Here is a 21,451-nt window from a genome sequence, read left to right as displayed (position 1 = left end):
CTGCTGTCGCTGTTGATCGGCGGACGCCCCATTAGCGCCCGCCGCCGCACCGGATTCCGAAGTCAGCACATGGCCGCTCGCCTGCCTAGCCAACAGCATGCCGCGCCGCGACCACCATCAGATGAACATACGTGCCGAACGGCAACACATCTGCATGACGATTGCACCCTGCGGGCTTCGGGCCGGTATCAGTCGATCCACAAACGGGTTTCATGAGCGGCGATCAACGCGCTGACATGCGATAACACCGATTCGGCGGATTGCGGTGGCAGCCGGCGGCCAGCACGCAGACGCGGTGCCACATCGCCGGTCGCGCGTTCGGCCGGACCGATGACCAGTTGATACGGCACGAGTTTGGCGGCGCGAATTCGCCGGGCGAGGCTGCCGGCGTCCGCAGGGACCAGCTCGGCGCGCAGATCTATAGCACGGCAACGATCCAGCAATTCACCGGCGGCGGCCTCCTCGGTGTCCGAGACCGGCAGAATCATCACCTGAGTCGGGGCCAGCCAGGCGGGGAAGGCTCCGCCGTGCACCTCGATCAGCTGGGCGACGGCGCGCTCGACGCTGCCGATAATGCTGCGGTGCACCATGACCGGTCGATGCCCGGCCCCGTCGGCACCGATGTACTCGAGGTCGAACCGCTCGGGTTGATGGAAGTCGATCTGGACGGTGGACAGGGTCGATTCCCGGCCGGCATGGTCCGCGATCTGTATGTCGATCTTGGGTCCGTAGAACGCGGCCTCCCCTTCGACCGATTCATAGGGCAGCCCGGACCGGTCGAGAACTTCGGCGAGCAGTTTGCTCGCGCGGGTCCACATATCCGGCGCCGCAACATATTTCCCGCCGGGACCGGGCAGTGACAGTCGATAGCGCGCCGCGCTGATACCCATCGCCCGATACGCATCGCCGATCATCGCCAGCGCCGCCGCGGCCTCCTGCGCGACCTGGTCGAGGGTGCAGAAGATATGCGCGTCATTGAGCTGAATACACCGCACCCGGGTCAAACCACCCAGTGCGCCGGACATTTCGGACCGATACATGCCGCCGAGTTCTGCCATCCGCAAGGGCAACTCCCGATAGCTGTGCGAACGCGACCGATAGATCACCGCATGATGCGGGCACAGACTCGGGCGCAAGAGCACCTGCTCCCCGCCGACGTCGAGGGGCGGATACATATCGTCCCCGTAATGCTCCCAATGCCCGGATATCTCATACATTTCCCGCTTGCCGAGCACCGGCGAATAGACATGCCGATACCCGGCTCTCCGCTCCACCCCGCGGATGTACTCCTCCAGGCTGTGCCGCACAACGGCCCCATCCGGCAGCCAATACGGCAGTCCCGCACCGATCAGCGGATCGGTATCGAACAGTCCGAGCTCCCGGCCCAGTCTCCGATGGTCGTACATGTGGGACTCCTCCCATTCGAGGACGAGTGACCACGCGAAAAAGCCCCGGGCACTCGCCCGGGGCTTCGATCAGAACAAAGGTTCAGCGCGCCGGGACATACTCCGGCGTCGTGGTGACATAAGCGCGCTGCATGCCCGAGACGGTACCCCCGCATTCGACGGCCGGGCAACGGAATACCGGGCAGCCACCAATACCACTGTGTCGCAAACGAGTTCAGCTGGCACTCGCAACGTCGCCCAGCCGGATGTTGCGTTATCCGTCCGAGGGTCGGCAGTATTGCGTCCATATGACAATTCCCTCCGACCCCGCGCCCGACAGCCTCGATGGACTATCCGTCGGCGATGCGCTGGGTGCCCAGTTCTTCGTCCCCGGCCGATCCCGCTCCGAACTTCAGGCGGGACGACCGCCCGCCGCGCCCTGGCCGTGGACCGACGATACCGAGATGGCCTGTTCGGTCCTGACCGAGATCCGCGCTCGCGGTCGAATCGATCGCGACGCGCTGGCCTATGTTTTCGCCGACCGCTGCGAGCCCTATCGCGGATACAGCGGCGGCACAGTCGCATTGCTACACCAGGTACGCGATGGGCGGCCGTGGGCGGAGGCCGCCGGAGCCCTGTTCGACGGGCGCGGCTCGCTGGGAAACGGGGCCGCCATGCGGGTCGCGCCATTGGGCGCGCACTTCGCCGGAGAGTTGGATCGGGCGGCGGAGGCGCTCTCGGCCGAGGTCACCCATCGGCATCCGGAGGCGATCGTCGGGGCGATGACGGTTGCCGTCGCGGCGAGCCATGCCGCCATGACTCGTGAAACGGGCTGTGCGCCAGATGAATTGCTGGAGGTTGTCGAGCCCTATCTCGTCGATGGACGGACTGCGAAGGGTATTCACCGGGCCCGGGAGTTGCTGGGGAAATCGGTCGACGAGGCAGCCTATGAGCTGGGCAATGGCGCACAGGTCACCGCCCAGGACACGGTGCCGTTCACGCTGTGGGCGGCGGCGACCTTTCTGACCGATTACCCCGCTGCGGTCACCGCGTGCGTGCAAGCGGGCGGAGATGTGGACACCACCGCGGCGATCGTCGGCGGAATCGTGGCCGCCCATACGGGGATCGGGAGTACCGAATCGGTCCGCGGCATACCGGCGGAGTGGCTGGCGGCGCGGGAGGCGCTGCCGGGCTGGGTGCGGGGCTGAAGGGTTCCGGACACGTATCGAAGCGTGGCCGGAAATTCACCGCGGTACCGGAGAATGAAGGCGGTTCGATGATCACTTTCCGGTGCGATCGGAGCTGCCGCTATGCACGATGACCGTCGCTTGATCGAGGACCGCCTCGGGCGGGTGCTGGGTGAACGGATCTTTCCGGCGATCTATCCGGAGTCGGCGCCCCTGCGGGCGTCGATCTGGGTGGCGCCGGGGGAACCGGTCGAGGTGGCCGAGGGGATCGGGGCCCCTCGGACGCCGATCGAGTCGGGAGCCCGCTGGGGTGCGCCGTGGGGGACGAGTTGGTTGACGGTCGAGGGGACGGTGCCGCAGGCATGGGCGGGCAAGACCGTCGAGGCGCTCATCGACCTGGGATTCGACCAGAATATGACCGGTTTTCAATGTGAGGGCCTGGTGTATCGGCCGGACGGGTCACCGGTGAAGGGGCTGCATCCGCGCAATCAGTGGGTGCGGATCGGCTCACCCGTGCTGGGCGGTGAGCCGGTGCTGTTGCATGTGGAGGCGGCCTCGAATCCGATCATTCCGTTCTTCGGGCCGACCGCACTCGGGGACAGGATCACCGCCGGTGGCGATCCGCAGTATCGGCTCGGACGGCTGGATCTGGCGGTCTTCGACGAAGAGGTCTGGCAGTTGGCGCAGGATCTCGAGGTGCTCGGGGAGCTCATGCACGAGATGCCGGAGGATCCGGCGCGGCGGTATGACATCGTGCGGGCCATCGAGCGGGCGCTCGACGCGCTCGATCTGCTGAATGTGAATGCCACCGCGGCGGCGGCGCGGGCCTGTCTGGCGGAGGCGCTGGCCGCCCCGGCGATACCCTCCGCGCATCGGATCTCGGCGGTCGGGCACGCGCATATCGATACGGCGTGGTTGTGGCCGCTGCGCGAGACGGTGCGCAAGGTAGCGCGCACGACCGCGAATATGACCGCGCTGCTGGCGGATTCACCGGAATTCATCTTCACGATGTCGCAGGCCGCGCAGTACGACTTCGTCAAACAGCATCGGCCCGAGGTGTACGCGCGGATCAAACAGGCGGTGGCCGAGGGGCGATTCGTGCCCGCCGGTGGCATGTGGGTCGAGTCCGATACGAACATGCCCGGATCGGAGGCGATGGCGCGGCAGTTCGTGCACGGTAAGCGATTCTTCCTGACCGAGTTCGGTATCGAGAATCAGGAGGCTTGGCTGCCCGACACCTTCGGATTCGCGGCCGGGCTGCCGCAGATCATCAAGGCCGCCGGGTCGAAATGGCTGCTGACGCAGAAGATCTCCTGGAGTCAGATCAATCAGTTCCCGCATCACACATTTCTGTGGGAGGGGATCGACGGGACGCGGATCTTCACACACTTCCCACCGGTCGACACCTACAACTGCTCGATGCAGGGGCGCGAGATCGCGCATGCGGCAAGGAATTTCAAGGAGAAGGGCCGGGCGTCGCGATCGCTGGCCCCGACCGGCTGGGGTGATGGTGGCGGCGGGACCACCCGGGAGATGATCGCCAAAGCCGCGCGGATGGCGAACCTCGAAGGTTCGCCGAAGGTGCGGTGGGAGACGCCCGCCGACTTCTTCACCGAGGCCGAGGCCGAGTACGCGAATCCCGCGGTGTGGGTGGGTGAGCTGTATCTGGAGCTGCATCGCGCCACGCTCACCAGTCAGGCCCGGACCAAGCAGGGGAACCGGCGGAGCGAGCATCTGCTGCGGGAAGCCGAACTCTGGGCCGCCACCGCGGCGGTACGCAAGGGCTTCGACTACCCGTACGCGACGCTGGACCGGATCTGGAAGACGGTCCTGCTGCACCAATTTCACGATATTCTGCCCGGCTCGGCGATCGCCTGGGTGTACCGCGAGGCCGCGCAGACGTACGCGGCCGTCGCGGAGGAGCTCACGGCGATCATCGATGAAGCGCAGCGTGCGCTCGGTGGCGATCGGCCGGGACCGAACGTCTTCAATTCGGCTCCGCACACCTGGTATTCGGTTCCGGCCGGAGGTGCCGGACCGATGCGGACCGCTCCCCCGTGCTCGGTGACCGAGCGCTCCGACGGTGGGTTCATTCTCGAAAACAGTGTGCTGCGCGTCGAAGTCGATGTGCGGGGGCTGGTTGTCTCGATCTTCGATCTCGAGCATCAGCGCGAGACACTGCCGCCCCATGCGGCCGCGAATCTCTTGCAGCTGCACCCGGATCTGCCGAACTCCTGGGATGCCTGGGATGTCGATCTCTTCTACCGCAATCGGGTCACCGATCTCGTCGACGCGGATTTCCTCGTGGCGGATAAGGATTCGACCGCCGCCGCCACGGTGCGCATCGGCCGCTCCTTCGGGTCATCCAAGGTCGCGCAGACGGTGACACTGCGGGCAGGCGCACGCGCACTGGATATCGACACCGCCGTCGACTGGTTCGAGACCGAGAAGTTCCTGAAACTCGCATTCCCCCTGGACATTCACGCCGATCGCTATGCCTCCGAAACCCAGTTCGGGCATATGTATCGGCCGACGCACACCAATACCAGCTGGGAGTACGCGAAATTCGAGGCATGTAATCACCGCTTCGTCCACCTCGGCGAACCGGGCTGGGGTGTGGCGCTGGTCAATGATTCGACCTACGGGCACGATGTCACCCGCACCGTCCGCGATGACGGCGGGACCACGACCACGCTGCGGGCCTCCCTGCTGCGGGCACCGCGATTCCCGGATCCGGAGACCGATCACGGATCGCATCATTTCCGGCATTCCCTGCTGCCGGGCGCCTCCATCGCCGATGCCGTGCGGGACGGGTATCGCATCAATCTCACGACTCCGATGCCCGGTGTCGCACAGGGCGTGCAGCCGCTGTTCGGCATCGACAATGACGCCGTGGTGACCAGTGCGGTCAAACTCGCCGATGACGGGAGCGGCGATATCGTGCTGCGGGTTTACGAGGCGCATGGCGGCCGCGCGGAGGCAGTGGTATCCCCCGGATTCGATTTCAGCGGATACGAACTGTGCGATCTGCTCGAACGCCCACTGGCCGGAGAATCCGTAGAGAGCCCTCGGAGCGAGGGAATTCGATTGCGGCTGCGACCATTTCAGCTCGTGACACTGCGCTTCACCCGCACGACCGAATCCGCTTGGAACAAACACTCCGCAATGCGGGGTTGACATCCGAGCCGCCCGCACGCGGGCTGTGCGGGGTAATCCGCAGGTGCTCGGTGCACCGCTGTCCGCGCCGGTGCGATGGCGGCGAATCTGCCAGCCGGGTCAACGGCACGGCGAGACAGGCCCCCGACATCAGGGGGGCTCTACTACCCGTTCGCCACCGTCCGCGCACTCGCTGCGGTCCGGAACGGTGGCTGCTGAGGAACCGACCTGTAGCAATCCGTCCTCGATCGCCGAACAAGTGCTAGGTTGCGTCGGTTGTCTTGTATCGGATGGAGTTTCGGGTGGGGCTGGGAAATTTTTGGCGGCGCGGACAGGAGCCCCGGAACGAGATAACACCGGAGGTGGCGGACGACCTGTGGGAGTCGTACGCGGACGTGCTGACCTGGCGTTTGTTCACCCTGCCGCTCGGGGGCCGAATCATGCTGTCCCCCGGGCAGGGTCGCACCGCGCGCTTCACCCGGGACGGCGGTGGGCTGGAGTGGGCGCTGTTCGCACCCGGCCAGGACAATCTGCCCAGTCGCCGACTGCCCTGGCCCGCACGCTTCTCGGAGTACGAGAGCTTCGCGACCATGGCGGTGCGCGGATTTCGCGAGCTCTTCGGCGTCACACTGCCATTCGAGTTGACCGCGCAGGCGTGGGTCGAGGACGCCGGGGAGCGACTCGAGACGCGCGGAATCGGATTCGCCGAATTCGGTGACGATATGAGCGATCTCGATGCGGACGCGGCGTTCGAGATGATCGAGATCGGGCGCGAGATCGGCGCATCCGATCGGGAGGTCAGGACACACGACCACGGGCTCGCCATGGTCTATGGCACGCGGATGCTCGAGCAGCAACAGGTCGAGATCCTCATCGGCGGGGCGGAGCAGTGGCCGGTGCGCGATCACACGGTGCATTTCATCGGGGTGAGTGGGGACGACCGGCTGGTCGTCATGGATGTGTTCGTCAATCTCGAAGGGCTGGAGGGCATTCCGGCCGCGAGCACCGAAGTCGACGGGCGGATGGTGGATCGGGGCACTCCGGCGTACGCGCGCGCCATGATCGACGCGGATCCGGATTTCCGGCGGGTGCTGGCGCAGCGGCCCGCACTGGCGCAGGGGCTGGCCGAGCATCGGGTCCAGATCGACTATTCGATCCTGGAGATCGATTCGCGGCAGCGGGCGCTGCAGCATCGCTTCGATGGCGCACCACCGGTGGTAGTCGATCTCGAGTACTCCGACGGTGCGGTGGACGATGCGAACGGTCCCGCGACCGATCCCATCGACGTGCGCCTGCCCTTCGATCCGTTCCCACTGCTGCAGCCCGCGGATTGGCCGTATCGGAATCGAATTCCACACTGGCCCAGCGCATCCGGTAACGCGCCGATCATCGTGTTGACCGGCGATACCGGCGCCGGCTACGCCATCCAGAGTTACGACCAGTCCGCGCCCGAGAGCGAGTTCATGCTCCCCGCGGCGATCGCGCGCCTGACCGGGCTGCATCGCTACGACTGGGAGATCGACGAGCTCTACGGCCTGGCCGTCGCCACCTGCTCCGGTCATGACTTCTCGGCGGAGAAGGTCCTCGATCCGCACGCGATGTTGGACGCGCACAACGCACTTCGCACCGCACGCCTGTGGGTGGCTACGCCGCGCCGAACCTGTCTGACCGCCGTTCCGTATGACCTCGATGATCGGCAAGCGCTGGTGTTCCAGCATCTCGTGCGCCTCACCTATGACGACGACTCCTACGGCAACGCCCCCATCACCCGCGGCGTGTACCTCGTCGAACATGGCCGCATCACAACCTTTGTCGACGATGTGGACCTCATCGGACGGCACTGAACTATCCGAATCGATCTCGACTGACCCGCTCGCTAGCCTGAGCGCATGCTGGATGCTCTCCTGTCGTTCGCCGTAGTCGCGGGGTTACTCACCCTTGTCCCCGGCCTGGACACGGCACTCGTGCTGCGAGCGGCGTTGAGTCGGAGTCGCCGCCATGCTTTCGCGACCGCTATCGGAATCGGTTGCGGCACGTTGGTGTGGGGAGCCGCGGCGGCCGCCGGGGTGTCAGCGCTGCTGACCGCTTCGGAATTGGCGTACTCGGTCCTGCGGATCGTGGGTGCGGTTTACCTGGGTTGGATGGGTTTCGGGATGGTCCGCGATGCCTTCCGGCGGCGGGACGCCATTTCCCCGGTCGAGATGGACGACTCTCGCAGCGTCCTCGGAGCGTGGGCTCGTGGAGTCGGGACCAACCTGCTCAATCCGAAGGTCGGAGTCTTCTACATAGCGATGCTCCCCCAATTCCTCCCCCGCGGGGTCTCTCCCCTGCTGATGGGCTGCCTACTCGCGCTCATCCACAATATCGAGGGCATGCTGTGGTTCACCGTAATCATCTGCGCCGCAACCATTGCCAAGAAATGGTTGACCAGCGACAGCGTCCGCCGCGCCATGGACGCCAGCACCGGAACCGTCGTCCTGGGCTTCGGCGTCACATTGGCCACCAGCCGCCCTTGACCGTCCGACGCCTTGCGGGCTAACGGCGGGGCGGGCGGAGGAATTTCAAGGCGGCCTTGGTGACCGGGGTGGGGACTCGGTCGCGGAGGTGCAGAGCGGTGGCGGCGGCTTTGGTGCGGGGTGGGGTGCCGCGGCCGAACCATTTGTTGAGGGGGCCGCCGGTGGGGGTGAGGTCTACGTGCAGGGGTGGGCGGCCTTCGGCGGCGCCCAGGGCGTTCGAGATCACGATGCGCTGGATTTCGCTGGTGCCTTCGAAGATGGTGTAGAGCTTGGCATCTCGGTACCACTTTTCGACGGGATGGTCTGTGATGTAGCCCCAGCCGCCCAGGGTTTGAATGGCTCGTTCGGTGGTTCGCACGGCTGCTTCGCTGGCGGCGAGTTTGGCCATGGAGCCTTCGCCGCGTTCGAAGCGGACGCCCCGGGCCGCCATCCAGGATGCTCGCCAGGTCAGCAGGCGGGCGGCATCTATTCGGGTCGCCAGATCGGCAATCGGGAATGCGATGCCCTGGTTGTCGATAATGGGGGCTCCGAAGGCTTCTCGGTGGTTCGCGTAGGAGGTCATGCATTCCAGTGCCGCTCTTGCTATTCCCAGGGCTTGGGCCGCGACCATGGGGCGGGTCTGTTCGAAGGTACCGAGGGTGACCGAGCTGGAGCGGCCGTTACTCCGGGCGGCGGCGCGGCGTTCAGCGAGGGCGTGCTCGAGTTTCTCCGCACCACCCAGGAGATTCTCGGCGGGGATGCGGACACTATTGAATTTCAATTCCGCGGTGTGCGATGCGCGGCAACCGAGTTTGTCGAGTTTGCGGGCCAACTCCAGGCCGGGGGTGCCGCCGGGGACGACGAAAAGCGCTTGGCCGCGGTGCCCGAGCTCCTCGTCGACAACCGCGTTCACGATGTGCACGTTGGCGATTCCGCCATTGCCAATCCACATCTTGTGGCCGTCGATAATCCAGTCGCTGCCCTCGCGAACCGCGCGCGTGCGCAGGTTCCGTACATCGCTGCCGCCCTCCGGTTCGGATATCGCGAGTGCGGCGAGCTTCAAATCCCCCGGGGTGCCGAAGCATTCGGGCGCCCACCGCAACATCTGCTCGGGTGTGGCGGCCTGGCCGATGGCGGACAGAGCCAGCGCGGGCATCACAATCGCCAATCCGATGCCCGCGCAGCCCCAGAACAACTCCTCCATGAACATCGGCAACGACAGTCCGGTCGGGTCGCCGATGAGGTCGCGGTAGAACAGCGGGCTGTAGAAGCCCCGCTCGGCGGCCTCCTCGAGGACAGGCCAGGGGAATTCCTGCGCCCGGTCATAGTGCGCGGCGACGGGCCGCGCACAGTCTCGGGCGAACTCGTGTGTTCGCTTGGCCAGATCGTGCTGTGCGGCTGTCGGAGTCAGGTCGAAGGTCACTTTCCCGCGATACCCGGCGATCAGCTATTGACACACCTCGAATTACCAGCCGCCGGCGAAGAGAGCGGCCAGCGACGGAGCGGGGTCGATGACAGTGGTCGTATTCGCCACCGTGACAACGATCGCGGCCACCGAAATCAACGTTGCGGCGATACCGAATGAACCGAATACGCGTCGCGTTCTGCGGTCATCGCGGGCGGACTTCATGAACCGCCCGCACGCATACAGGGCGAGGGCGAGGGCTGCGACAGCCACAATCGGGGCCAGTACCACCAGCACCTCGTGGTACACCTGGAAATCGCGGACCATCACATCGAGTGCGGGTGCACCTCGACCACCGTGATAGTCGGTCAGTCCCAGCCTGACCTGACCGAGCGTATCGTCCAGCCGAGCGTCGCCCGGCCCGCCCATCAGCATCGGAAACAGCGAGGCGAATGGTGCGATCGCACCCTGAATATTCGCCAGTACCAACAACATCGAGCACACCACGAGTATCGATGCCACGGCACCGGACGCCGCGAAAGCGACTCGCTCCCCCGCTGCCGCTCCACCGGCCCGCAGGAATGCCTGCCAAAGCAGCGCGCTCAATGCGATAAGCACAACGAGCAGCACCGCGGCGATTACCGCCTTGACGACGTGATATCGCACCCAATAGTCGACAACCCGCTGCAGACTCGGCGTGAAACCCGCACTCCCGGAATCCCAGTACTCGATGAATGCCGCGCGAAACCCATCCCGCAGCGATCCCTCATCGGCGAATCCCCCACCCGCCCAACTCGTCGCGACAAACCGCGGTGCGATAACGAACGCGAATCCCAGCCCGACCGCGACGGCGGCGAGCATGCCACCCGCTCGATGGGAGAAACCTGCGGATCGAACTGCGACGCTGGGCATAGACCCTCCTTCGACGCCATCGAGTCTGCCACCGCCGCCCCCCCTCGAGGTCAGGTGCTGCGCAGGCGATCCAGGCCGTCGAGAATCAGGTCGAGGCCGAATTCGAATTCGGATTGGTCGTCGCACCAGCCCAGGATCGCGCCCGAGTCGGTGTGCGGGTCATTGCTCATCATGCCGACGATATTGGGAAATCGGTCTGCCATGGATACCAGGGTGGCGGCGGCCTCCTGCTCGGATTGCTCCGAGGGCGGTTGGAAGAGTTCCTGGGTGAAGCCGAGGGCGCGGCTGCCGAGCGTGTGCATGGCGTGGTGGGCCAGGTCGTAGGAGAAGCCGCCGAGGCGGAGTAGACCGATGATCGCATCGAAGTACGCGATGACCGAAAGAGTCATCGGGGAGCGCGTTCCGATCAGGGCGGGGGCCCAGGGGTGCCGCAGGAGTATTTGGCGCGCAGTGAGGATTCGCTTGCGCAGCAGTGGCTTCCAGTCGGTGGGCGATACTGCGGCCAGTGGCTCGACGGCGTCGTTGATGGTGTCCAGCACCACTTCGACCATACCGTCGAGGAGTTCGGCCTTATTCGCCACGTGGTGATAGAGCGACATCGCCTCGACACCGAGGTCGGTGGCGACGCTGCGCATGGTGACTGCCCCGACGCCCTCGCGGTCGGCCCGCGCGACGGCGGCGGCGAGGATCTGCGCCCGGCTCAGGCGAGGTCGTTGTTCGGCGGCCATGGCAATCAAACCTACCGTACGTCGTAAGTTTCCCCGGCCTTGACAGCCTTACGTTGTAAGTGTTCCCCTTACGGTCTAAGACTTACAACGTAAGGGAGTGTGATTCGACCATGTGGATCTGGATCGCGATCGGCGCGGGGACACCGGTGGGATTGGTCCTGGGTTTGTTCCTATTTCTGGTGGTGGTGATGCATACCGGGTACGCGCCCGGGCTTGCGCTGATTCGGCGGTTCAATCGCCGGTTCACCAATCAGCGGGTCATGAGAACCGCGGGGCAGGCGGGGGCCGATGCCTCGGTGATCTGCCATATCGGCAGGTCCAGCGGTAAGGCTTATCGGACGCCCGTCGGGATCACCGAGGCCGGTGACGATTTTCTGATTTCCCTGCCCTACGGAACTACGCCCGATTGGCTTCGGAATGTGTTGGCGGCCGGGTCCGCGGAGGTGATCCACCAAGGCCGCGAGTATCCGGTCACCACACCCGAATTGGTCGCACCCGCCGCCGTGGCCTCGTATCAATCGTGGTCCGAGCGATTGGGACTGCGGGTGTTCGGCGTCGATAATATTCTTCGCCTGCACCGGGTGTCCGGCGCGAACTAGGGCAGGACGACGAGCTTGCCGGTCGCCTCGTTGTTCTCCATGTATCGATGGGCGGCGACGATATCTTCCAGGGCGAAGACTCGGTCGATATTGGGGCGGTAGACGCCCGCCTCGATATGGTCGACGACTCGTTGCAGGAGGGGCGCACCGGTACCGCCCTTGTAGTTGTCGCTGTGGAATGCGGTGAGCTTGGTACCCGACGGGATCTGCGCGATCGGTTCGAAATCCGGAATCAGCCAGCCGCTGAGTGAGCCCGACATGCAGACGGTTCCGCCACGCCGGACCAGGCGGAGCGAGTCCACCAGCGTGCTGGTGCCGATCAGATCAAGGATGTAGTCCGGGCCGTCGGGCCAGATGCGGTGCAGGCCTTCCGCGAGCGGTCCGCCGTTGTCGATGAGGACATGGTCGACGCCCGCCTTGGTCAGGGTGTCGGATTTACCGCGCCGGCGGGTGGTGGCCGCCGTCTCGAATCCGTAGCCCGAGGCGATCGAGGCGGCGGCCAAACCGACCGATGCCGTTCCACCACGAATCAGCAAGCGGCCCTTGATATCAGGGGTGATACCGAGCATGTCCAGTGCACCCTGGGCCGTCAGATAGGTTTCGGGGAGTGCGGCGAGCACCTCCCAGGGCAGGGTCGTGTCGATCGGCATGAGCAGTTCGTTCGGCAGGAGGGCGTACTCGGCGTAACCGCCGTCGAACTCCCGGCCCATCTCCCCCATCACCGCCGCGACGGTGGTTCCCTCTTGCAGGGTGGGATGGGTCGAGACCGCAAGCGTTCCCACGCATTCGATCCCGAGAACGCGCGGGAATCGCACGCTGGGCGAGTGACCCTGACGGGTCCGCAGTTCCGACCGATTCAGGCCCGCGCCTTGCACTCTCACCAGACTCCAGCCCTCCCGAACGGCGGGGACGGGTAGTTCGCGGATCTCCAACGCCTCCGGGCCGCCCGCTCCGTCGCAGACTGCCGCTCGCATGGTCTTCAGGTTCTCGGTCATGCCTCCACTTTCGTCGCGGGACGCGGTGGCGGGCCACCGATACAATGCCAACCTATGCCCATCGGCCGCCAACCTCCGCCCGGACCGACCTCACGCCTGTGGCCGTCGGGTGGAGCGCATCTGTGGCCATCGGGCGGCACGAGTTCGGTGCACTCGCATCCACGCGGGCATCTGGTGTACGCGGCGCGCGGCGTCCTGTCGGTGCACACCGAGGAGGGCACCTCGATCGTGCCCACCAACCGAATCGCCTGGACTCCCGCGGGATTCACGCACTATCACCGCGCGCACAGCCACACCGATATGCGGATCGAATTCCTGCCGGTGACCCTGGCACGGCTCATACCGGCTCATCCCGCCGTATTCATGGTCTCCGGCCTGGCCCGCGAAATTCTCCTGACCCTCACGGGCCCGGACAATTACGCTCCGGGCGGCCCCGACCGCGCCGCCCGCGCCCGCCTCCGCAGGGTGCTCGTCGACGAACTGCACCGAGCCCCCGAACAGCCCCTCCAACTACCCGAACCCCGCGATGACCGCCTCCAGGCCATCGCCCGAATCCTGTACGAAAACCCCGCCGACAGTACCCCGCTCGCCGACCTCGGCCGCCGGATCGGAGCCAGCGCCCGCACCCTCAGCCGCCTCTTCCACGACGAACTCGGCATGACCTTCTACGAATGGCGCACCCAACTCCGCATTCACCAGGCCCTGATCCTGCTCGCCGACGGCCACCACACCACCCATATCGCGCACGCCTGCGGATGGTCCAACCCGAGCGGCTTCATCGCGGCCTTCACCGCCGTTATCGGCACCACCCCGGGCCGCTACCGCACCTCGGCGCAGGAGAGGTGGACCTATGGCGATGATCGGGCAACTCGCGGAGACTTGTAGCCTGGACGGGTGAAAATTGGAATGTGCTCTGTTGCAGGCGCTCTCGTCGTCACGGCGTTGTCCGTTACGTCTCCGGTCGCTACGGCCTTTCCTTCGGGGTCGGCCGGGGCCGGGGACGGGCGTCAGGTGGTGATCGTGGATGGTCAGTTGGAGTTGAGCGATCTGGACTCGTGCTGGGCCAGCGGGTTCGCACGGGATATCCGGTTCGAGAATCGGAGTTCGCGCAACTTCCTGGTGTACGGGTCCAGCGATTGCAGTGGCGAACCCACCGCGACCGTGGCTCCCGGCGCATCCGCCACATATTTCGGATGGTCGGCCATGGCCGCCAAGTAGTTTGCCGATACCGCGGGCCCCGGACGAATCGGTTTCGTCCGGGGCCCGCGCTGTGCCGGGATCAGTTCATGGTGCCCTGCATGGGGATATAGATTTCAGCGGCTTCGACGAAACCCGCGCCGGTCAACTCGGCCAAGGCCAGGGATTCGTCCAGCTTGCGGAGGGCCTTGCGCACGTAGGGGCGATCGTCCCATTGGTCACCGACCGCGGTGAGCGCGTCGATATTGTGGGACAACCAATTTCGCATCGGACGAATGTCGGAGGGCGCGGCATACCCGCCGATCATGTAGTTGTTGTGGATGGTCCAGTTGGATTCCCACTCCAGGGACGGGAACTCGGTAGGCAGTACACCGAGCAACGGCCGGTTGTCGCCGAGTGGCGCATAGCCATCCGTTGTCGCGCGCTCGGAGAGCTCACTCGGCCATACCCTGCCGCGTTCGATCCAGCCGGGAAGCAGCGCAGACAGGAACTCCATCAGCACGAATTGCGCATTGCCGGTGAGCGCACCGGCGGCGAAGATTTCGTCACCGTCACCATTGGCAATGGTCGAACGCCCCGCGCGAACCGCCCGCGCGGCGCCGCGCAGCAGATCCAGCTTCCACCGGAAGCCGATCGCGAGGTGTTCGTCATCGGGCAGCGTGCCATTCGAATCGGGCTCGACATGTTTCACCAAAGTCGGGTCCAGCAGCGCGATCTGGCCGCGAGCCAGATCATCCACCTCGTCCACCCCGGCATCGCAGTACCGGACAACGGTTTCCGCCACCGCCGCCGGCTCCTCGGCGGTCACGAAGAAAGGCCGCCCCCAGATATAGAAGAAGGTATCGAAATCGGTATCCGCACTGGCCTTCCGAACCCCCAGACCCCAGGCATTCGCCCGAAACCTGACCTTCGCCTGCCGCACCGCGGCAGCGATCAAATCATCCAGATCATCATCCCGCCCGAGCCCGGCCAGGAACGGCGTAACCCGCTCCCGCACCACCCGCATATCGACAGGATGAAAACTGATGTCGTAACCCATGTACTGCCCCCGTTGTAGCGATTCTGTCGCGGTCACAGTACCGATGCTTCCCGACATCTGCCGCGGCCTCCGTGTCGCGGGTTCGTGTCAGGGGACCTCGGATCCGGCTGGAACGCACGCGTTCCGGCCCAGGTGAACCGTGGACGCGGCACGATCCGGCCGAGTGATACCGGTGTGGCTTAAGCTGCACGAATGGCGGAGGGTGAGCGGTCTGGCGGGGCGTTGGGGACGGCGCCCTGGGGGTCCCGGCTGCTCGGACCCGCGGACGAGGGGGCGATATCGCGGCGGGTGCGGGTGCAGGTACTGCTCACGGTGCCGTTGATCGCGGCGAATCTGGTCGGCATCGCGGTGGCGATGGTGTTGATCGGGGTGGTGCTGCCCGGACCCTCGGTGTTCACCCGGCGGCTGGTGCTGCTCAATTTCGTAGTGACGCCGCTGTACGCGGTCTTCGCGATGGTGGTGGGGATGACGTGGGGCACGGTGTGGGGGCTGCGGACACTGCGCTGGTCCAATGATCCCGATCATGTCCCGGATGCGAAGCAGCGGCGGGCGGCGGCCTCGGTGCCGCGGCGGCTGGTCATCCAGCAGGCGCTGCTCTGGCTGGGCGGGCTGGCCATTCTGACGCCGCTGTACGGACTCGTCGACCCGGTATTCGTGCCCAAGTTCGTACTCGGTATCGCCTTCAGCGCGATTGTGGTGTGCGCCAACGGTTATCTTGCGGCGGAGTTCGCGCTGCGAGTGGTGACCGCGCGGGTGCTGGACGCGGCTCCCTCACGAAAGGCGAGCGGGCTGGGCGTATTCGGACGTTCGGTACTGGTGTGGATGCTCGGTTCGGGCACCCCGGTCGCCCTGCTCATGGTGGTGGCGGTGCTGGCCCTGAGCGGAATGGACATCAGTACCGAGCGACTCGCGGTATGCGTGCTCTCGCTGGGCGGTGCGACGCTGGTCTTCGGCGGCGTGCTGATGACACAGACCCTCGCCGCCACGGTCGCGCCGATTCGCGGCGTGCGCAATGCGCTCCGCCGCGTCGAGGGCGGCGATCTGGATGCCGCGGTCACGGTCTACGACGGCACCGAATTGGGTGAACTGCAAAGCGGTTTCAACCGGATGGTGCAGGGTCTGCGCGAACGCGAACAGATTCGGGACCTGTTCGGCCGCCATGTGGGCCATGATGTGGCCGCCGCCGCACTGGAGCGCAATCAGGAGCTCGGCGGTGAGGAGTGCTTCGCCGCGGCGATCTTCATCGACATCATCGGCTCGACCACCATGGCCGCGAGCCGCCCGGCCCGCGAAATCGTCACCATCCTGAACGACTTCTTCGCCATTGTGGTGGATGAGGTCGAGCGCTACGGCGGCCTGGTCAACAAGTTCGAGGGCGATGCCGCGCTGGCGGTCTTCGGCACCCCCGCTCCCCTCATCGATCCGGCGGGCTCGGCACTGGCCGCGGCCCGCGCCATTCGGGAGCGGTTGACCAGTGCCACAACCGAATTCGATGCCGGTATCGGCGTGGCGGCGGGGCGTGTGGTCGCCGGAAACGTCGGTGCGCACCGCCGCTACGAATTCACGGTGATCGGCGATGCGGTCAATGAGGCCGCCCGCCTCTGTGAACTCGCCAAAGCCGAGGAGAATCGGGTGCTGACCTCCGCGAGCACTGTCGAAGCGGCCGACCGCGCCGAGCAGAAGCATTGGGACACCGGCGAATCGGTCATCCTGCGTGGTCGCTTGAAGCCGACCTATCTGGCGCGCCCGCGCAAATAGCGCTGCTGCGGCAGGCTTGTGGTGAGTGAAGCCGCGAATTCGAAGGCTGCGCGAGCAGATTCGTGATCGCCGGTCATCTCCAGCAGATGCGCCCGCACCGCGTAGAGCCGGTGATCAGCCGCTAGTCGGCCATCGGTCTCCAGCTTCCCGAGCAGCTCCAGCCCGGCCCGCGGACCCCGCGACATAGCGACCGCCACGGCATGATTGAGCGCGACCACCGGATTGTCGGCCAGCGCCAGCAGCCGCTCGTACAGCAGCACGATCTGCGCCCAATCGGTGGACTCGTTATCGGGAGCCTCGTCGTGCAGCGCGGCAATCGCCGCCTGCAGCTGATACGGCCCCACCGGTCCACGCGGCAACGCGGCGGTGATCAAATCGACCCCTTCGGCGATCAGATCGGCATTCCACAGCGCGCGATCCTGCTCGGCCATCGGAATGAGACTCTGATCGGGTGCGGTCCGGGCCGCCCGGCGAGCGTCGGTGAGCAGCATCAGCGCGAGCAGTCCCGCGACCTCCGAATCCCCGGGCAGCAGTCGAAACACCATGCGGGTCAACCGAATCGCCTCGGACGACAGCTCCACGCGGTGCAGGCTCGGACCTGTGGTCGCCGCGTAACCCTCCGTGAAGATCAGGTACAGCACATGCAGCACCGCCGCCAGCCGGTCCCCGCGCTCCGCGGGCGCGGGCGGCGCGAATGGCAGACCACTCTGTTTGACGACCGTCTTGGCGCGCGAAATACGCCGCGCCATAGCCGATTCCGAGACCAGGAAGGCGCGCGCCACCTCCGCCGTGGTGAGCCCGCCCACCGCGCGCAGCGTCAATGCGATCTGCGATTGCGGCGGCAGCGACGGATGACAGCACAGGTACAGCAGCACCAGGGTGTCGTCACCATCGGCCGGCGCGCGATCGGCCGGTGGCGTCACCCAGTCCTGCGGCAACGCCCAGCCCGCCACGGTGTCCGCACGCTTGCGGCGAGCCTGCTCCGCCCGCAACAGATCGGTGAGCCTGCGCGCGGCGACGGTGATCAACCACGCCAGCGAGTTATCGGGCACCCCGACGTCCGGCCACTGCGTCGCCGCCGCCAACAGCGCCTCCTGCACCGCATCCTCGGCGGTATCGAAATGCCCGTAGCGCCGCACCACCGCGGCCAGGACCTGCGGCGTCAGCCGACGCAGCAGATCCTCGACCGGTTCGCCGAACTCAGAAGGCAAGTTCCTGGGCACCATCGGTGATGGGCCGGATATCGGCGTACGCGGTAGCGGCCGCATCACCCGGCACCGGGCAATTCCGCAGGCGACCGGCGATTTCGGTGGCACGATCGAAGCTTTCACACTCGACGATCCAGTACCCCGCGAGCACCTCCTGGGTCTCGGCGTAGGGCCCGTCCGTCACGAACGCCTGACCATCCCTATTGCCGACCCGCCGGGTGTGCACGGGCGCGGCCAGCCCACGCGTCTCGACCAACTCCCCCGATGCGGCCAACTCCTTGTCGAACGCCTCCATGAACCCGACCATGCCCGCGAAATCCTCCGCCGACCAGGCCGGTGTCTGTTCGGTCCCGCCCGCCGTGCCGTCATAGTCCCGCTGCGAGGCATAGCTCAAAATCATGTACTTCATGACCACTCCTTATCCGGGGCCACACCGTTGTGCGACTCATGGGGAACGTCGAAGCCGATTCCCATTCTCGGACACGACACCGGCGAGCGGCGAGCGGCTCGAACTCCCAGGGAGATTTGGGCGGAATCGGCATAGCATCAGGCCGTGCCTTCGATACCGCCGCTGCCCTCGTTCCGCGGAGCGAGGCGACGGTCGGCGATACCGTTGCCGCGAATCCGGATTCCCACCGCGCGGGCGATTGTGGATTGCGCGGTGTATGTCCAGGGGCGGCGGTTGCCGGGGCATTTCTCGCATACGGCGGCGCTGGCCGAGGTGCGTAAGCGCGGGACCGGGTTCGTGTGGGTGGGGTTGCATGAACCCGATGAGGGCCAAATGACCGATATCGCAGAGACTTTCGGGTTGCACGCGCTCGCGGTGGAGGATGTCATGGAGGGCTCACACCGGCCGTAGCGCCCGGCCATGGCCTCGCAGAGGTATTCACGCGAAGTTCAGAGCGAGAAAACCCACCGTGCCCGTGCTGTGCCATACTCGCAAACATGTATAGCCAAGTCTCGCGCGGGGTCGAAGCGGCCGTGATCGGCGGGGATGTCCGGCTCAGCGCGGATGGTCGTACGGTGGACATTCCCGCGATCTGGTTGCGGGACAACGCACCTGATGCGGACAGCCGGGATGTGCTGAGCGGGCAACGACTCTTCGATATTGTCGATCTGCCCGCGGATATCCGGGTCGAGGAGGCGTCCGTGGCCGAGGATCGCCTGCGGGTGCGGTTCACGCCGGGCGGGCATCAGACCTCGTTCGCGCTGGATACACTGCTGGGCGAGGTGAATCAGGTCGCGAATCTGGACCTGCGCACTGAGCGGGCCAAGCGACTGTGGAGTGATGCGGCACGGGCCGCGGCCTTGGAACCGGTCGAATGGGAGAGCTATCTGAGGCATCCCGCCCCCGCGCTGCGACAGGTGGTGGAGTGGGGATTCGTCCTGCTGCAAGGGGTTCCGGCGGAGGCCGGGCAGGTGACGAAGGTCGCCGAGACCTTCGGATATGTGCGGGAGACGAATTACGGGCGGATCTTCGATGTGCGGGTGGAGCCGAATCCGGTGAACCTGGCCTTCACGGGATTGGCGATTACGCCGCATACCGACAATCCGTATCGGGAGCCGGTGCCCACCCTGCAATTGCTGCTCTGCCTGCACAATGCGGCCGACGGTGGGGATTCCGGCATGGTGGACGGGTTCGCGGCCGCGGCCGAACTGCGGGAGACCGATCGCGCCGCATTCGACCTGCTCACCTCGACACCGGTCACCTATCGGTATCGCGGCGACGGCACCCGGCTCGGCGCGGTGGTGCCATTGATCGGCCTCGATGCCGAGCAGCGGATTCGGGAGATCCGGTTCAACAACCGGTCCATGCAGGTGCCGCTGACCGATCCGGCGCGCGTGCGGGCCTTCTATACCGCGTACCGCAGCTTCGCGGAGCTGCTGTACAAACCGCGGGCGCAGTTGAACTTCCGGCTCGAGACCGGTGACTGCCTCATCTTCGACAACACCAGGGCGCTACACGCCCGCACGGCCTTCGCGGCCTCGGGCGGGCGGCATCTACAGGGCACCTACGCGGATTTGGACGGCTTGAACAGCACGCTGCGACGACTGGAGGAGCAGGGACGATGACACACGCATACGAGGCGCTGACCGAGATTTTCGACAGCGAAGGCGCGAAAGAGTATCTCGGCGAACAGGTTTCGATCGCCACTCACATGTTGCAGACCGCGCAGGTGGCACGCGACTCCGGGGCGTCCGCGGAGCTGATCGTGGCGGCGGTGGTGCACGATGTCGGCCATTTCTCGGGTGCCATGAGCGGACTCGACCTCATGCGCGGCCACGACAATCGCCATGATGCCATTGCCGCGGAGTGGCTTTCACAATGGTTCGAACCCGCCGTCACCGAGCCGGTACGCCTGCACGTGGCGGCCAAGCGGTATCTGTGCGCCACCGACGCGGCCTACTACGACCAACTCTCCGATGCCTCGAAATACACCATGTCGGTCCAGGGCGGGGAGATGAGCGCGGATGAGGTCGCGGCCTTCGCCGCCGAGCCGCACTGCCAATCCGCCACGGCCCTGCGCAGATTCGACGATGCCGGGAAGAATCCCGATGCGGCGGTGCCGACCCTGGCCGACTTCCGCGCCGAGATCGAGGCCCTGGACCGCACGGTCACGTCGCCAGCAGCGATCTGACCCGGCTCACCGCCCCGGCCGCCACCGAATTGCGCACCACGAACGCGACCGCCGATCCGACATAGGTGTCGAAGGAGCATTCCAGGACCTCACCTGCCGGATCGGTGGTGCGCCGGATGGTGCGCAGCAGCGGTGTGCCGGTACGGATTCCGAGTAGTCCCGCGGTGCGGGCAGGCGCGGCGATGGCATCGATGGAGTGTTCGGCGTCGGCGAAGACGATGCCGTAGTTCTCCAGGTGATCGGTGATCGATTCGGCGTCCAGATCCATCGCCAGAATCGGTTCGGCCAGACGTTCGGGATAGTAGGTGTTCTCCAGCATGGTCGGGGTGCCACTCAGCAGGCGGACCCGCTCCACGTGAAAAGCGTTCTCCCCCTTGGTCAGACCGAGCTTCTCCCGCACCTCCGGGGTCGGGATGACACGCGCGGTGCCGACGGTGCGGCTGCTCGGGGTCTCACCGATACTGCGCGCCCAGCGCGCGAAGCTGACCAGTTCGGTCATCGGCTGTGCGCGCGGGCCACGCAGCACCTGCCGGCGCGCACCCTGCCGCGAGGAGACTACGCCGGAGGCGCGCAGGAACGCGAACGCCTGCCTGATGGTGCCGCGCGAGACGCCGTACCGCTCGCTCAGGCGGTGCTCCGAGGGTAGTGACGCACCGTCGGCGAACTCACCGTTCTCGATCGCCGCGCGCAATTGCTCGGCGATCTCCCGATAGCGGGGAACCTTCGGATTATCAGTCGTCACACCGCA

The 21,451-nt window shown here is 66.0% G+C and carries 18 protein-coding genes and 2 pseudogenes; 11 read left to right on the top strand and 9 right to left on the bottom strand.

The window, feature by feature from the left end:
- Nucleotides 1–188: 188 nt before the first annotated feature.
- A pseudogene (gene thrS / locus OHB26_RS28070) lies at nt 189–1,412 on the bottom strand (threonine--tRNA ligase); the annotation flags it as partial.
- Between the two features lie 281 nt (nt 1,413–1,693).
- Here thrS and OHB26_RS28065 point away from each other — a divergent pair.
- From OHB26_RS28065 to OHB26_RS28050, 4 genes are all read left to right on the top strand, one after another.
- Nucleotides 1,694–2,593 (top strand): ADP-ribosylglycohydrolase family protein, encoded by a 900-nt coding sequence (locus tag OHB26_RS28065; RefSeq protein WP_330180256.1) that lies wholly within the window; start codon nt 1,694–1,696, stop codon nt 2,591–2,593.
- A 102-nt stretch (nt 2,594–2,695) separates the two neighbouring features.
- The gene (locus OHB26_RS28060) at nt 2,696–5,749 is read left to right on the top strand and encodes an alpha-mannosidase (RefSeq protein ID WP_330180255.1); all 3,054 of its coding nucleotides are present in this window, start codon (nt 2,696–2,698) and stop codon (nt 5,747–5,749) included.
- A gap of 341 nt (nt 5,750–6,090) precedes the next feature.
- The gene (locus OHB26_RS28055) at nt 6,091–7,572 is read left to right on the top strand and encodes a hypothetical protein (protein ID WP_330180254.1); all 1,482 of its coding nucleotides are present in this window, start codon (nt 6,091–6,093) and stop codon (nt 7,570–7,572) included.
- A gap of 45 nt (nt 7,573–7,617) precedes the next feature.
- Entirely contained in the window at nt 7,618–8,244 is a 627-nt protein-coding gene (locus tag OHB26_RS28050; RefSeq protein WP_330180253.1) for a LysE family translocator, read from the top strand.
- A gap of 19 nt (nt 8,245–8,263) precedes the next feature.
- Here the strand turns inward: OHB26_RS28050 and OHB26_RS28045 are convergent, their stop codons facing one another.
- Genes OHB26_RS28045 through OHB26_RS28035 form a run of 3 tightly spaced genes read right to left on the bottom strand, consistent with a single transcriptional unit; the run spans nt 8,264 to nt 11,268 of the window.
- Nucleotides 8,264–9,646, bottom strand: coding sequence for an acyl-CoA dehydrogenase family protein (locus OHB26_RS28045; protein ID WP_330180252.1), 1,383 nt, complete (start codon nt 9,644–9,646; stop codon nt 8,264–8,266).
- A 42-nt stretch (nt 9,647–9,688) separates the two neighbouring features.
- Complete coding sequence (locus OHB26_RS28040) at nt 9,689–10,540, bottom strand: hypothetical protein (RefSeq protein WP_330180251.1); 852 nt, start codon at nt 10,538–10,540, stop codon at nt 9,689–9,691.
- 50 nt (nt 10,541–10,590) lie between these two features.
- A complete protein-coding gene (locus OHB26_RS28035; protein WP_330180250.1) occupies nt 10,591–11,268 on the bottom strand; it encodes a TetR/AcrR family transcriptional regulator C-terminal domain-containing protein in 678 nt (225 codons plus the stop codon).
- Between the two features lie 110 nt (nt 11,269–11,378).
- Between OHB26_RS28035 and OHB26_RS28030 the strand changes: the two genes are divergently transcribed.
- Nucleotides 11,379–11,867, top strand: coding sequence for a nitroreductase/quinone reductase family protein (locus tag OHB26_RS28030; protein WP_330180249.1), 489 nt, complete (start codon nt 11,379–11,381; stop codon nt 11,865–11,867).
- Here OHB26_RS28030 and OHB26_RS28025 read toward each other — a convergent pair.
- On the bottom strand, nt 11,864–12,862 hold the full coding sequence (locus tag OHB26_RS28025; RefSeq protein WP_330180248.1) for a zinc-binding dehydrogenase: 999 nt from the start codon (nt 12,860–12,862) through the stop codon (nt 11,864–11,866). The two genes, OHB26_RS28030 and OHB26_RS28025, sit on opposite strands and share 4 nt — an antisense overlap.
- 54 nt (nt 12,863–12,916) lie before the next feature.
- Between OHB26_RS28025 and OHB26_RS28020 the strand changes: the two genes are divergently transcribed.
- Both OHB26_RS28020 and OHB26_RS28015 read left to right on the top strand, forming a co-directional pair.
- Nucleotides 12,917–13,747 (top strand): helix-turn-helix transcriptional regulator, encoded by an 831-nt coding sequence (locus tag OHB26_RS28020; RefSeq protein WP_330180247.1) that lies wholly within the window; start codon nt 12,917–12,919, stop codon nt 13,745–13,747.
- A gap of 135 nt (nt 13,748–13,882) precedes the next feature.
- Nucleotides 13,883–14,080, top strand: coding sequence for a hypothetical protein (locus OHB26_RS28015; protein WP_330180246.1), 198 nt, complete (start codon nt 13,883–13,885; stop codon nt 14,078–14,080).
- A gap of 61 nt (nt 14,081–14,141) precedes the next feature.
- On the opposite strand, the gene OHB26_RS28010 is transcribed toward OHB26_RS28015, so the two are convergent.
- Nucleotides 14,142–15,134, bottom strand: coding sequence for a hypothetical protein (locus OHB26_RS28010; protein ID WP_330180245.1), 993 nt, complete (start codon nt 15,132–15,134; stop codon nt 14,142–14,144).
- Nucleotides 15,135–15,290: 156 nt separating this feature from the next.
- On the opposite strand from OHB26_RS28010, the gene OHB26_RS28005 reads away from it, so the two are divergent.
- A complete protein-coding gene (locus OHB26_RS28005; RefSeq protein ID WP_330180244.1) occupies nt 15,291–16,856 on the top strand; it encodes an adenylate/guanylate cyclase domain-containing protein in 1,566 nt (521 codons plus the stop codon).
- Here OHB26_RS28005 and OHB26_RS28000 read toward each other — a convergent pair.
- Nucleotides 16,832–18,067, bottom strand: coding sequence for an RNA polymerase sigma factor (locus tag OHB26_RS28000; RefSeq protein ID WP_330180243.1), 1,236 nt, complete (start codon nt 18,065–18,067; stop codon nt 16,832–16,834). The genes OHB26_RS28005 and OHB26_RS28000 overlap by 25 nt on opposite strands.
- Nucleotides 18,057–18,473, bottom strand: a complete 417-nt coding sequence (locus OHB26_RS27995; RefSeq protein WP_330180242.1) for a YciI family protein — start codon at nt 18,471–18,473, stop codon at nt 18,057–18,059. Before OHB26_RS27995 ends, OHB26_RS28000 begins: the two co-directional genes overlap by 11 nt.
- A 144-nt stretch (nt 18,474–18,617) precedes the next feature.
- Here OHB26_RS27995 and OHB26_RS27990 point away from each other — a divergent pair.
- The 3 genes and pseudogenes from OHB26_RS27990 to OHB26_RS27980 all read left to right on the top strand — a co-directional run.
- A pseudogene (locus tag OHB26_RS27990) lies at nt 18,618–18,920 on the top strand (magnesium transporter); the annotation flags it as partial.
- Nucleotides 18,921–19,009: 89 nt separating this feature from the next.
- Nucleotides 19,010–20,137, top strand: coding sequence for a 2-trimethylaminoethylphosphonate dioxygenase (tmpA, locus tag OHB26_RS27985; RefSeq protein ID WP_330180241.1), 1,128 nt, complete (start codon nt 19,010–19,012; stop codon nt 20,135–20,137).
- Nucleotides 20,134–20,703, top strand: a complete 570-nt coding sequence (locus OHB26_RS27980) for an HD domain-containing protein (RefSeq protein ID WP_330180240.1) — start codon at nt 20,134–20,136, stop codon at nt 20,701–20,703. Before tmpA ends, OHB26_RS27980 begins: the two co-directional genes overlap by 4 nt.
- Here OHB26_RS27980 and OHB26_RS27975 read toward each other — a convergent pair.
- Nucleotides 20,681–21,445: a GntR family transcriptional regulator gene (locus OHB26_RS27975; protein ID WP_330180239.1), complete on the bottom strand. Its 765-nt coding sequence runs from the start codon at nt 21,443–21,445 to the stop codon at nt 20,681–20,683. The genes OHB26_RS27980 and OHB26_RS27975 overlap by 23 nt on opposite strands.
- Nucleotides 21,446–21,451 lie beyond the last annotated feature (6 nt).

Origin of the sequence: Nocardia sp. NBC_01503, from assembly GCF_036327755.1 — a bacterium.
In the GTDB taxonomy this organism is placed as follows: Bacteria; Actinomycetota; Actinomycetes; order Mycobacteriales; family Mycobacteriaceae; genus Nocardia.
Note: the sequence above shows the minus strand (reverse complement) of the source record. Positions and strands in the feature narration are given on the sequence as shown.

Coding starts and splice junctions, on each gene's coding strand:
- OHB26_RS28065 (WP_330180256.1), top strand. CDS start 1,694: ATGACAATTCCCTCCGACCCCGCGCCCGACAGCCTCGATGGACTATCC.
- OHB26_RS28020 (WP_330180247.1), top strand. CDS start 12,917: ATGCCCATCGGCCGCCAACCTCCGCCCGGACCGACCTCACGCCTGTGG.
- OHB26_RS28040 (WP_330180251.1), bottom strand. CDS start 10,540: ATGCCCAGCGTCGCAGTTCGATCCGCAGGTTTCTCCCATCGAGCGGGT.
- OHB26_RS28050 (WP_330180253.1), top strand. CDS start 7,618: ATGCTGGATGCTCTCCTGTCGTTCGCCGTAGTCGCGGGGTTACTCACC.
- OHB26_RS28025 (WP_330180248.1), bottom strand. CDS start 12,862: ATGACCGAGAACCTGAAGACCATGCGAGCGGCAGTCTGCGACGGAGCG.
- OHB26_RS28005 (WP_330180244.1), top strand. CDS start 15,291: ATGGCGGAGGGTGAGCGGTCTGGCGGGGCGTTGGGGACGGCGCCCTGG.
- OHB26_RS28060 (WP_330180255.1), top strand. CDS start 2,696: ATGCACGATGACCGTCGCTTGATCGAGGACCGCCTCGGGCGGGTGCTG.
- OHB26_RS28035 (WP_330180250.1), bottom strand. CDS start 11,268: ATGGCCGCCGAACAACGACCTCGCCTGAGCCGGGCGCAGATCCTCGCC.
- OHB26_RS27995 (WP_330180242.1), bottom strand. CDS start 18,473: ATGAAGTACATGATTTTGAGCTATGCCTCGCAGCGGGACTATGACGGC.
- tmpA (WP_330180241.1), top strand. CDS start 19,010: ATGTATAGCCAAGTCTCGCGCGGGGTCGAAGCGGCCGTGATCGGCGGG.
- OHB26_RS27980 (WP_330180240.1), top strand. CDS start 20,134: ATGACACACGCATACGAGGCGCTGACCGAGATTTTCGACAGCGAAGGC.
- OHB26_RS28030 (WP_330180249.1), top strand. CDS start 11,379: ATGTGGATCTGGATCGCGATCGGCGCGGGGACACCGGTGGGATTGGTC.